The following is an 11,651-nucleotide window of genomic DNA, read 5'->3' as shown; positions in this document are numbered from 1 at the left end:
ATGGCGCGACGCACGCCAGCACTTGTTTGGAATGAATCCAATCTATAGATTGGAGCCATTCCAGACTGGAGCATGCCCGTGAAGGCCCTGACCGATCTCACCGAACGCGAGGTGCTGGCCCTTGCCATCGCCAGCGAGGAGGAGGATTCCCGCATCTACCGCAGCTTCGCCGAGGGCCTGCGGGCCGACCTGCCGGGCTCGGCCGGGGTGTTCGAGGCGATGGCGGAGGAGGAGGCGGGGCACCGCGACGACCTCTACGCGGCGTATCGCCAGCGCTTCGGCGAGCACCTGCCGCCCCTGCGGCGCGAGGACGTGAAGGGGTTTCCCCGCCGCCGGCCGGTCTGGTGGCAGGGGCTCGACGCGGCGCGGATGCGGCGGGAGGCGCAGGGGATGGAGGCGCAGGCCGCCGCCTTCTACGAGCGGGCGGCGGAGCTCTCCCGCGATCTCGGGGTGCGCCAGCTCTTCACCCGGCTCGCCGAGATCGAGCGCGGCCACGGCGACCGGGCCGCCTCCCTGTCGGCCGAGCAGGAGAGCGGGGACGCCGCCGCCGAGGAGGCGCGGGCGGCCCACCGCCTGTTCGTGCTGCGCTACGTCCAGCCGGGCCTCGCCGGGCTGATCGACGGCTCGGTCTCGACGCTCGCGCCGCTCTTCGCCGCCGCCTTCGCCACCCACAACAACTGGCAGACCTTCCTGGTCGGCCTCGCCGCCTCGATCGGCGCGGGCATCAGCATGGGCTTCACCGAGGCCCTGTCGGACGACGGCAGCATCACCGGGCGCGGCTCGCCCTGGCTGCGCGGCCTCGTCTGCGGCGTGATGACGACGGTCGGGGGGCTCGGCCACACGCTGCCCTACCTGGTGCCGGATTCCTGGTCGAACGCCTTCGCGATCGCCACCGTGCTGGCGGCGCTGGTGGTGGTCGTCGAGCTCTGCGCGATCTCGGCGATCCGCACCCGCTACATGGAGACGCCGTTCTGGCGCGCCGCGCTCCAGGTGGTGCTCGGCGGGGTGCTGGTGCTGCTCGCCGGCGTCGCCATCGGCAGCGCCTGATGGGGAGGCGGGCGGCCTCGTGCGGCACCGTGCGCGGGGGGCGGCCCCGAAAGCCGCTCCCGCCACCTTGAAAATGGTCTAGATACGGGGGAGCCGAGGGCCCGACGGAACGGCCCACCAAGAAACGTCCTCCGAGACTCCGCCCGAGGAAACGCCGTGCAGACCAGCTTCACCCCCGCGCAGCTCGCCGACCCGGCCATGGCGGCCTCGGAGAAGATCCTGCGCACCTGCGTGCATTGCGGCTTCTGCACCGCCACCTGCCCGACCTACCTGCTGCTCGGCGACGAGCTCGATTCGCCGCGCGGGCGCATCTACCTGATCAAGGACATGCTGGAGGGCGGCAAGCCGGCGAGCCCCGAGGTGGTCAAGCACGTCGACCGCTGCCTGTCGTGCCTGTCCTGCATGACCACCTGCCCGTCGGGGGTGCATTACATGCACCTCGTCGACCATGCCCGCGCCCATATCGAAAAGACCTATTCCCGCCCGGCCGAGGACCGGTTCCTGCGCGCGGTGCTGGCGCGCGTGCTGCCCTATCCGAACCGCTTCCGCCTGGCACTCCTCGGCGCCACCCTCGGCCGGCCGTTCCGGGGCATCGCCGCGAGGATGCCGAAGGTCGGCAATCGGCTGGCCGCGATGCTCGACCTCGCGCCGGCCTCGCTGCCGACCCGCTCGGCGCACGACAGGCCCGGCCGCTTCCCCGCCGCCGGCCCGCGCCGGGGCCGGGTGGCGCTCCTGCGCGGCTGCGCCCAGAGCGTCCTGCGGCCGGACTTCAACGAGGCGGCGATCCGGCTCCTGAACCGCCACGGCGTCGAGGTGGTGCAGGCCAAGGGCGAGGGCTGCTGCGGCGCACTCACCCACCACATGGGCCAGGAGGAGTCCTCGCACGCGCTGGCCCGGCGCACGATCGATGCCTGGATCGCCGAGATGGACGGCGAGGGGCTGGACGCCATCGTGGTCACGGCCTCGGGCTGCGGCACCACGATCAAGGATTACGGCTTCATGTTCCGCGACGACCCGGCCTATGCCGAGAAGGCGGCCCGGGTCGCGGGGATCGCCCGCGACGTGACCGAATACGTGACGAGCCTCGGCCTGTCCGAGCCGGTGGTCGAGACCGACCTCGTCGTCGCCTACCACTCCGCCTGCTCGATGCAGCACGGGCAGGGCCTGCGCACCGAGCCGAAGGCGCTGCTCGCGCGCGCCGGCTTCACCGTGAAGGACGTGCCGGAGGGCCACATCTGCTGCGGCTCGGCCGGGACGTACAACATCCTGCAGCCGGAGCTGGCCGCGCATCTGCGCGCCCGCAAGGTCGCCAATATCGAGCGCGTGCGCCCCGACGTGATCGCCACCGGCAACATCGGCTGCGCTACGCAGATCGGGAAGGGCACCGCGATCCCGATCGTCCACACGGTGGAACTCCTCGACTGGGCGACCGGCGGCCCGCGCCCGGCGGCCCTGGACGGGGTGGCGGACAAGCGGCCGGCGCTGGCGGCGGCGGAATAGGCGGCGACCCGCCGGACGGGCGGGTCCCGTCCGGCGCTTCCCCCGTCAGAACACCGAGATCAGCACGATCCCGCCGACCATCAGGGCGGCGCCGAGCAGCCGTGGCGGGCCGGCCTTGACCTGACGCATGCCGAGCCAGCCGAAATGGTCGAGCGCCACCGAGGTCAGGAGGTTCGCGGTGATGAGGAGCCCGTTGAGCGCGCCGGCCCCGACCTTGTCGACGAAGAGGAGGCCCGCGAACACCGCGACCGCCCCGGTGATGCCGGCGAGCGGCATCCACCAGCGCACCCCGGCCAAGTCCGCGCGCTTGGGCAGCGGCGTGGGTTTCAGCAGGAACATCAGCGCGAAGGCGAAGACGACCGGCACGAACGACACGGTGGCGGCGAGCCAGGGGTTCACCAGCGCCCCGCGCAGCTGCGAATTCCATACCACGCCGATCGCCATCAGGGCGCCCGCCACCAGGATGAACGGGTAGAGCAGCTTGCCGCTCAGGCTGTGGCCCTCGCCTTCGTCTTTCTTGCCCGCGGTCTTCGCGATGAACACCACGCCGGCCGCCATCAGGAGCCCGCCGAGCCAGGGCAGCGGCTTGAAGCCGGCGGCCTGGAGCCCGAACAGCCCGAAGGCGTCGAGGGCGAGCGAGGTGATGATGTTGGCGGTCAGGGTCAGGCCGTTGAACGGCCCGGCGCCGACCTTGTCGATGAAGGCGAGCCCGCCGAACACCGCGACCGCGCCGGCCAGCCCCCCGAGGGGGGCGTACCAGGGCATCTTCTCCAGGGTCTCGAGGGTCGGCAGCGGCGTCGGCATCACCAGGAACAGGGTGGTGAAGACGAACACGATCGGCAGGAACGACACCGTGGCGGCGAGCCACGGATTGACCATGTGCCCGCGCAGCTGCGCGTTCATCGCGTTGCCGAGCGCCTGGAGCGCACCGGCGACCAGGATGAAGGGATAGAGGAGCGCGGCGATCGACACCGGAAAAACCTTCCTGTGGGAGGAGATCAGACGAGGAGGAGCGGTCAGACGAGAAGAAGACCTGCGAGCGCCAGCGCGAGGGCCGGCGGCATCACCACCAGGCCGAGCTTGAGGAAGCTCCAGAAGCTGACGTCCTGGCCCTCGCGGCGGATGGCGGTGAGCCACAGGATGGTGGCGAGTGAGCCGGTGACCGAGAGGTTCGGCCCCAGATCGACGCCGATCAGCACGGCGCCCGCGACCTTCTCGGGGACGTGCGCGGCCTGGACCGCGGCCCCGGCGATCAGGCCCGCCGGCAGGTTGTTGACGAGGTTGCAGGCGATGGCGATGAGCGCGCCGGCGCCCCAGGCGGTCTCGGTCGGCGCGGCGGTGGCGGCCTGTTTCAGGGCGTCGGCGATCATCGCCAGCACGCCGGTTTTCTCCAGCGCCTCGACCAGCACGAACAGCCCGGCGACGAGCGGCAGCACGCTCCAGGACACGTCCTTGACCACCTCCACGGCGCCGCTGCCGCGACGCAGCGCCAGCACGATGAGGGTGGTGGCGAGCCCCGCCACGAAGGTCGGCAGGCCGAGGTCGCGCCCGAGCGCCGAGGCGCCGATCAGCACCGCGCCGGTCGCCACGATGCCGAGGCCCGCGACGATGCCGGTGCGCGACAGCGCCGTCGCCTCGACGTCGGTGGCGACCGATTGCTGCTTGAGGGTGCCGTTCTGGGTGAGCCGCAGGACGAGGTAGGTCGTCCCGATCGCCAGCAGCGACGGCAGGCCGAACAGGGCGAGCCAGCGTGTCAGCGGCGGCATGTGCTCGGCGAAGACCACGAGGTTGGCCGGGTTCGAGATCGGCAGCACGAACGACGCCGCGTTGGCGATGAAGGCGCAGATGAACAGGTAGGGCAGCGGGTTCTCGACCTTGGCGGCCCGGGTCGCGGCATAGACCGCGGGCGTCAGCACCACCGCGCAGGCGTCGTTCGACAGGAAGACCGTGACGACCGTGCCGACGAGGTAGACCAGGGTGAAGAGCCGGGTGGCCGAGCCCTTGGCGGTGCGCACCGCGATGCCGGCGAGCCAGTCGAACAGGCCCTCCTTCCGGGCGACCTCCGACATCAGCATCATGCCGACGAGGAAGAGGTAGACGTCGGTGCCCTTGAGGACGCCCTCCCAGGCGGTGCCGGCCGGCATCAGGCCGAGGAGCACGAGGGCGAGGGCGCCCGCGACCGCCCAGATCGCCTCCGGCCAGGAGAACGGGCGCACGATCACGCCGAGGGTGGCGAGGGCGGCGATCGCCCAGGTCGCGAGGTTGGGGCTGAGCGTCAGCGCGGCCATCGGAGGAGTGGTCCTGTCGTCACTGTCGGGAGGATCTGAAGGGTGTTCGGCTTGGGACCACCCGCGTTCGCGGCGCTCCCACCCGCGACCCTATCCCGAGGTGCGAGCGAAACGAGCCTCGACGGAGGGCCCCGGGGATCACGGTGGATTCTGGAGGCCTCCTTCGAGGCTCCCGTCGGTCGCACCTCGGGACGAGGTCGCGTGTAGGAAGGGTTTCAGCCGTTGCGGTTCGCCTCGGGAAGCAGGCGGTTCTCCATCACCACTGCCGCCCGTTCCTGTTCGGGCCGAGCTGCGTCCCCATGAGGCCGCGCGCCTCCCAGGCGCCGAGCGCGTCCGCGTCGCTGCCGATGCCGCGGGAGGTGGGCAGGCCGGTCGGATCGCTCGCCGGCTCGATCGCGTCGGTGTCGGTGCCGCCCGCGCCCGTCGCCCGGACCTCGATCGCCCGGGCATCCGCCGGCCAGGCGATCGTGGCCGCGTAGCAGCGTGCCCCGTCCTCCCGCGCCATCGGCCGCCACGACCCGTCGTCGATGCGGTACTCCACCGTCTCGGCCGGTCCCAGCACCAGGGCGCGCAGGGTCACGCTCTCGCCGACCATGTGGCCGGCGTCGCAGGCGAGGCGCCGGTCGGCGGGGGCGGTGATCAGCACGAACGGCCAGGGGCGCGCCATTTCCTTGAAGCGCCAGCTCACCACGCCGCCGTCGATCGCCGCGATCGCGTAGCCGACCGGGCCCTCCTCGATCTGCCCGGTCGAGCGGGTCGCCGCGTAGACGGTGCGTCCGTCATTGGCGAGCTCGTTGTAGTGGGTGTGCCCCATCTCGACGAGGCGCACCGGGCCGCGATGGACGAGGTCGGCGACGCGCTCGGCTTCGCCCTCGCCCTTCAGGTCGGCCGGGTAGCTGTGCATGAACAGGGCGCAGGGCGTGTCGCCGGCCCGTTCCAGCTCGTCGGCGAGCCAGGCGACCTGGGCGGGGCCGAGGCGGAAATCCGGCCCGCCGGAGCCCGGCCCGCACATGTCGAGGAAGAGGCAGCGCACGCCGCGCATGTCGACCGCGTAGGGCAGGTGCGGTACCCCGAGCCCGTCATGGAAGGCGTCGAGGCTGCCGCCCTCCATGTCGTGGTCGCCGGTGATGACATGGGCCGGCAGGCGGAGCCGGTCGAGGCCGGCCCGCACCAGGGCGTATTGCTCGGGGCGGCCGTTATCGGCGTTGTCCCCGGGCACGAAGATGAAGTCGAGCCCCTCCACCTCGTTCAGCTGCGCCACGATGGCGGCGAAGTCGCGGGCGTTGTCGGCTTCCGCCCCGGTGAGGTGGAGGTCGCCGATATGGGCGAAGGCGAGGGGGATCGTCATGGCCGGGCTCAGACCCCCAGAAGGGCGGGCCGACGGTTCGGTCCGGAGGGCGTGCCGGCCTGGGCCGGCTCGAAGCCCCGGGTCTCGGGCATCACCAGCAGGTAGAGGGCGAAGCCCAGGCCCGCGATGCCGGCGAGCGTCAGGAAGGCCGTCGAGTAGCCGGCCGAGACGATGATGAGCCCGGCGAGGGTCGCGCTCAACGAGGCGCCGAGGCCCTGGGCGGTCGCGACCGCGCCCTGGCTGACGTTGAACCGCCCGGTGCCGCGGGTCAGGTCGGCCACCACGATCGGAAAGAGCGCGCCGTAGACGCCGGCGCCGATGCCGTCGAGGAGCTGCACCGCCACGAGGTAGAACGGGTTGTTCGAGAAGGTGTAGAGCACACCGCGCAGCGCCAGCACCCCGAAGGCGGCGAGGAAGATGGGCTTCCGGCCGATCGCGTCGGCCTTGTGCCCGACGAACATCGCCACCGGCACCATCACGCACTGCGCCGCCACGATGCAGATCGCGATCAGCGAGGTGGCGTTCTCCTTGCCCGACAGGTGGGTGAGGAGTTGGCCGACCGAGGTCAGCATCGCGGCGTTCGAGAGGTGGAAGATCGCGGCCAGAAGCGCGAACAGCATCAGGTACTTGTTCTGGAGGAGCGCGGTCAGGCCGGAGGGCTGCTCGCCGCCCGACTGGTCCTCGGCGCTGTCGAGGCCGCGGGCGAGGTCGTTGTCGATCGCGTCCTCCGGCACCATCAGCATCGCGCCGATCGAGAGCGCGGCGAGCACGCCCATCAGCCAGAAGACCACGATCGGGCCGAACAGGTAGGCCAGCCCCCCGGCGAGCGCCGCCGAGACGGCGTTGCCGGCGTGGTTGAAGCCCTCGTTGCGGCCGATGCGCTTGGCGAAGAGCTTGGGCCCCACCACCCCGAGGGTGATGGCGGCGAGCGCCGGCGGAAAGATCGCCCCGGCGATGCCGGCGAGCGACTGGGTGGCGGCCACTGCGTAGAAGTTCGAGATGAAGGGCAGCGCCAGGCAGCTCAGGGTCACGGCGAGCGCCGCCGCGATGACGATGGTGCGCTTGTGCCGAGAACGGTCGATGAGCGCGCCGGCCGGCGTCTGGGCGATCAGGCCGGCGATGCCGGCGATCGTCATGATCATGCCGGTGGTCGCCTCGTTCCAGCCTTGGTCCGGGCCGCGCACGGCAATGAGGTAGATGGCGAGGTAGGGACCGAGGCCGTCGCGCACGTCCGCCAGGGTGAAGTTGAGCGCGTCGAGCCCCCGCAATGCCCGCCGCGACGGCTGTCGGTCGGGCGCGCCGGACCCAGAGGCAGGGAGGGATTGTGCCGTGCTCACCGTGATGTCTCCCTGAGGAAGGACGGGCCTATCCGGAGCCGAGAACCGGCGGGATCGCGAAAAGTTGCGATGCCATCGGGATTAAGCACCTGCGCGGGACGTCCGCGCCGCGCAGGTCGTCTTCAGGCGGGCCGTCCCCGGACGGCCGGGATCAGAACCGGCGCGGTGCCGGGGGCGGAGCGCCCGGGCCGCCGGGGGGCGGAGGTGGCGGAGCCGCACCGGGACCTCCGGGAGGCGGCGGAGGCGGAGGAGCCGCGCCGGGCCCACCGGGCGGCGGGGGCGGCGGCGGCGGCGCGTCGGGGCCGCCGGGCGGGCGGGGCTCGCCGCGAGGGCCCGGCGGACGGGGCGGGGGGCCGCCGACCTCCCAGAGGCTGTCCGGGCTCGCGCCGAGCGCGCGGACCTCGACCACCGCCCCGAGCGGGCTCTTCGTCACCGCGCCGCGCAGGCTGACCGGCTGGCCGGCCTGCAGGACGCTCGAGAGGCGCGCCGCCTCGTGCGGCGGCAGCCGCAGGGTGGTGCCGTCGTCGAGGATCGCACCGTTCACCTCGCCCCGGCGCCCGTGCAGCAGGGCCGCGATGCGCCCGCTCACGACCGTCTCGGCGGCGGCCGGCTCCGGGCCCCCGAGGGTGACGAGGGTCGCGCCGGTGGCCTCGTTGCGGATCTGGGCGCCGTCGACCAGGGGCAGCGCCCGGGCGCGCATGCCCCGCACCGACACCGCGTCGCCCGGCCGGACCGTGAACACCACGGCGCCCGACAGGCGCGGCGGCAGCTTCACCTCGGTGCCGTCGGCGAGGATCAGCCCGTCGACCTCGCCCCGGGGGGTGAGCGTGTACTGCTTCACCGTCCCCTTCGTCTCCGGCAGGGTGCCGGGATCCCAGACCGAGTTGTCCTGCGCCGCGGCCGGACCGGCGGCGAGGAGCAGGGCCGCGAGGCCGGCCGCCCGGAGGCGGAGCGCGGGTGCGCCTGTCGTCATGGCTGTCGCTCGTTCGCGCCGGCGGACGGCCGGCTCGACCGCGACATCCCAATTTCCGTGCCAGACGGTAAGTCTTTGAAAGATCTCGACGAAACGCGGTGCGCGACGGCTCAGGCGTCGGGAATCCCGACACCCTCCGTCGGGTTTTCGGACGCCTCGCGCCCGAGGCCGTGCCGCTCGATCTTGGCGTAGAGGAGCTGGCGCTGGATGCCGAGCGCCTTCGCGGCCCGGGCGCGGTTGCCGCCGCTCGCCCGCAGGGCCCGGCTGATCATCGCCTCCTCGAGCCGCGCCACGGCGGTCGGCAGATCGTCGCCGAGCCAGGCCGGCAGGGCCGCCTCGATGTCTTCCGGCACCGATCCGCCGAGGCCGAGATCGCCGGCCCCGATCACCGGGCCGCGCGCCAGCAGGGCCGCGCGCTCGATCACGTTGCGCAGCTCGCGCACGTTGCCGGGCCAGGGGTGGCGCATCAGCGCGGCGGCGGCCTCCGGCGACAGGCGGGTCGTCCCGGCGCCGGCGAGGGCGAGGAAGTGCTCGGCGAGCGGCAGGATGTCGGCCAGGCGCTCGCGCAGGGGCGGCAGGGCGATCGGCACGACGTTCAGGCGGTAGAACAGGTCCTGGCGAAAGCCGCCCTCGGCGACGAGGCGCGGCAGGTCGCGATGGGTCGCCGCCACCACCCGCACGGCCACCGGGACGGCCCGGCCGCCGACCGGCGTGACCACCCGCTCCTGGAGCGCCCGCAGGATCTTGGCCTGCATGGCAGGGGGCATGTCGCCGATCTCGTCGAGGAACAGCGTGCCGCCCGACGCCTCCCGGAACGCGCCGGCGCGGTCCTGGGTCGCCCCCGTGAAGGCGCCGCGCAGGTGCCCGAACAGCTCGCTCTCCAGGAGGTCGGCGGGTATCGCCGCGCAGTTGACCGGCACGAACGGGCCGGTGCTCCGGCGGCCATGGGCGTGCAGCGCCCGCGCGGCGACCTCCTTGCCGGTGCCGGTCTCGCCCTGCAGCAGCACGGTGGTGTCGCTGTCGGCGGCGAGGCCGACCGCCTTCTGCACCCGCCGCATCGCCTCGCTGGTGCCGATCAGGCCCGGCGCCGCCGCCGGGGCGGGCGGCTCGATCGGACGCGCCGGGCGGGCCAGCATGCCGCCGAGGAGGTCGGCCAGCTCGGCCCGGCCGACCGGCTTCGTCAGGTGGTCGTAGGCGCCGAGCCGCATCGCCTCGATGGTGTTCTCGGCGCTGGCATAGGCGGTCAGCACCGCGACCGGGGGCGCGACGGCCTGCGCCCGTAGGCGCTGGAGCACCGCCATCCCGTCGAGCGCGCCCGGCATCCGCAGGTCGAGGAGCACCGCGGCGATGGCCGGATCGTCCGCGACCCGCGCCAGCGCCTCGGCCCCCGAAGCAGCGAGGATCGGGACATGGCCGAGATCGCTCACCGTCTCGGCCAGCCCTTCGCGCAGGGCCGGCTCGTCGTCGACGATCAGGATGCGGGCGGGGCGGCTGTCCGTCACGGGGCGGTCTCGGGCGGATCCGTGTCTGGCGGATCGATTGCGGGCTGATCGACGAGGGGCAGGTCGATCTCGAAGGTCGCGCCGGGATCCGGCGCGTCGGGGGACGGGCTTGCGGGAGGTGGGGCGGCGAGGTGCACCCGTCCACCATGGGCGCGGGCGATCTCGCGCACGATCGCCAGGCCGAGGCCGGTCCCGTCCGGCCGGCCGGTGACGAAGGGATCGAACAGCCGCTCGCGCAGGGCCGCCGCGACGCCCGGTCCCCGGTCGGCGACGCGGATGCGCACCCGGCCGTTCCCGAGATGGGCCGACAGCCTCACCGTGCCGCCCGGCGGGCTGTGCTGGAGGGCGTTGAGGACGAGGTTGTCGAGGGCGCGCCGAACTTGCGCCTCGTCGAGGCGGACGCGCCGCTCCGGCACCTCCGCGACCACGATCCGCACGCCCCGCTCGCGGGCGAGGTCGTCGTGGAGGTGCGCGCTCTCCTCCAGCACCGCCGCGAGGTCGACGGGCGCGAGGACCGGCGTGCGCGGCTGGGTCAGGCTGAGGAGGTCGCGGGTCAGCCGGTCGAGCCGGGCGACCTGCGCCAGCACGAGATCGAGGGCGGCCCGGGGCCGGGCCGGGTCGGGGCTCGCCAGCGCGTTCTCGGCCTTGAGCCGGATCGCCGCCAGGGGATTGCGGATCTCGTGGGCGATGCCGGCGGTGAGCTGTCCCAGCGCGGCGAGGCGCTCGGCTTCCGCGGCGCGCTGGCGGGCCGTGCCGAGGCGCAGGCCCGCGGCGTTCAGCGCCTCGACCAGCCGGTCGAGCTCGCGCAGGCCCGTCGGCGCCAGGCGGGGCAGGTCGCCCTCCGGGGTCTCGCGGCCGAGCTGGCCCTCGAGCCGGGCGATCCGCCGCCCCAGCACCCAGAGCAACCGCCCGAGGATCAGCGCCGAGCCCAGCACCGTCGCGGCGAGGAAGCCGAACCCGGCGAGGAGCTGGCCGTAGGCCCGGCCCGCGTCGGTATGGACCCGCGTCATCGTCCAGGCCGTCGCCCCGTGGATCGGGCCGCGCAGGGGGCAGCCCTGCAACACCAGGGTCTGGGTGCGGGAGATCCGCCGCGTCGCCACCGGCCGTTCGCCGCCCAGGGTCTCGGCGTTGATGCGCCGGATCGTGTCGATCTCGGCCGAGGGCAGGTCGGTCTTCGGCCCGGTGCCCTCGTAGGTCGGGAAGGCGTAGGCGGCCGAGCCGGCGCCTGCTGTCCAGATGCCGCCTTCCACCCCCGGATGGCCGGCGAGCGCCGTCACCACCACGTCGGTGAGCTGCCCCTTCAGGGTGTCGTCGATCTCGGTGGCCCCGCCGCTCCAGCCGGCGGTGAAGAACGCGAACCGGTCGCCGATCTCGCGGCAGGAGCGCGCCACCTCGACCTCGGCCTGCGCCACCTGCACGGCGGCCGACTGGGCGTAGAACTCGGTCAGCAGATAGCCGGTGGCGCCTGCCGAGGCGAGGAGCAGGGCCCAGAGAGTGAGGAGGTGGGTGCGGAGGGAGTGGAGGCGGGCGGGCATGGCGAGGATCGAATCCGGCCCCGTCGCACGCACGACGGGCCGCATCCCGGAGAATGTGGCCCGTTCATGCCCTCATATCGGGTCGTCCGCCACCGGGGGACGGATCCGGCCTGCGCCGGGA

Annotated in this window: 9 protein-coding genes; 2 read left to right on the top strand and 7 right to left on the bottom strand. The window is 73.3% G+C overall.

All coding sequences use genetic code 11. The features are described from left to right. Positions 1–78 precede the first annotated feature (78 nt). Both mbfA and glcF read left to right on the top strand, forming a co-directional pair. Positions 79–1,047, top strand: coding sequence for an iron exporter MbfA (gene mbfA / locus V3T34_RS01845; RefSeq protein ID WP_060849587.1), 969 nt, complete (start codon positions 79–81; stop codon positions 1,045–1,047). A 156-nt stretch (positions 1,048–1,203) separates the two neighbouring features. Beyond that, positions 1,204–2,547, top strand: coding sequence for a glycolate oxidase subunit GlcF (gene glcF / locus V3T34_RS01840; RefSeq protein WP_305076983.1), 1,344 nt, complete (start codon positions 1,204–1,206; stop codon positions 2,545–2,547). A 45-nt stretch (positions 2,548–2,592) separates the two neighbouring features. Here the strand turns inward: glcF and V3T34_RS01835 are convergent, their stop codons facing one another. From V3T34_RS01835 to V3T34_RS01805, 7 genes are all read right to left on the bottom strand, one after another. Continuing rightward, a complete protein-coding gene (locus V3T34_RS01835; protein ID WP_305076982.1) occupies positions 2,593–3,519 on the bottom strand; it encodes a DMT family transporter in 927 nt (308 codons plus the stop codon). Positions 3,520–3,563: 44 nt separating this feature from the next. Continuing rightward, positions 3,564–4,835 (bottom strand): arsenic transporter, encoded by a 1,272-nt coding sequence (locus tag V3T34_RS01830; RefSeq protein WP_060848856.1) that lies wholly within the window; start codon positions 4,833–4,835, stop codon positions 3,564–3,566. Positions 4,836–5,091: 256 nt separating this feature from the next. Further along, on the bottom strand, positions 5,092–6,183 hold the full coding sequence (locus V3T34_RS01825; protein ID WP_305076981.1) for a metallophosphoesterase family protein: 1,092 nt from the start codon (positions 6,181–6,183) through the stop codon (positions 5,092–5,094). A gap of 8 nt (positions 6,184–6,191) precedes the next feature. Next, positions 6,192–7,520, bottom strand: a complete 1,329-nt coding sequence (locus tag V3T34_RS01820) for an MFS transporter (protein WP_060848854.1) — start codon at positions 7,518–7,520, stop codon at positions 6,192–6,194. A gap of 151 nt (positions 7,521–7,671) precedes the next feature. Then, positions 7,672–8,493: a hypothetical protein gene (locus V3T34_RS01815; protein WP_305076980.1), complete on the bottom strand. Its 822-nt coding sequence runs from the start codon at positions 8,491–8,493 to the stop codon at positions 7,672–7,674. 110 nt (positions 8,494–8,603) lie between these two features. After that, positions 8,604–9,995 (bottom strand): sigma-54-dependent transcriptional regulator, encoded by a 1,392-nt coding sequence (locus V3T34_RS01810; protein ID WP_305076979.1) that lies wholly within the window; start codon positions 9,993–9,995, stop codon positions 8,604–8,606. Then, positions 9,992–11,563, bottom strand: coding sequence for a HAMP domain-containing sensor histidine kinase (locus V3T34_RS01805; RefSeq protein WP_331369089.1), 1,572 nt, complete (start codon positions 11,561–11,563; stop codon positions 9,992–9,994). The genes V3T34_RS01810 and V3T34_RS01805 overlap by 4 nt, the downstream gene beginning before the upstream one ends. Between the last annotated feature and the right edge of the window lie 88 nt (positions 11,564–11,651).

Origin of the sequence: Methylobacterium ajmalii, from assembly GCF_036448855.1 — a bacterium.
Classification (GTDB): domain Bacteria; phylum Pseudomonadota; class Alphaproteobacteria; order Rhizobiales; family Beijerinckiaceae; genus Methylobacterium; species Methylobacterium ajmalii.
This window is presented reverse-complemented; position numbering and strand designations above follow the sequence as displayed.

Coding starts and splice junctions, on each gene's coding strand:
- V3T34_RS01830 (WP_060848856.1), bottom strand. CDS start 4,835: ATGGCCGCGCTGACGCTCAGCCCCAACCTCGCGACCTGGGCGATCGCC.
- V3T34_RS01825 (WP_305076981.1), bottom strand. CDS start 6,183: ATGACGATCCCCCTCGCCTTCGCCCATATCGGCGACCTCCACCTCACC.
- V3T34_RS01815 (WP_305076980.1), bottom strand. CDS start 8,493: ATGACGACAGGCGCACCCGCGCTCCGCCTCCGGGCGGCCGGCCTCGCG.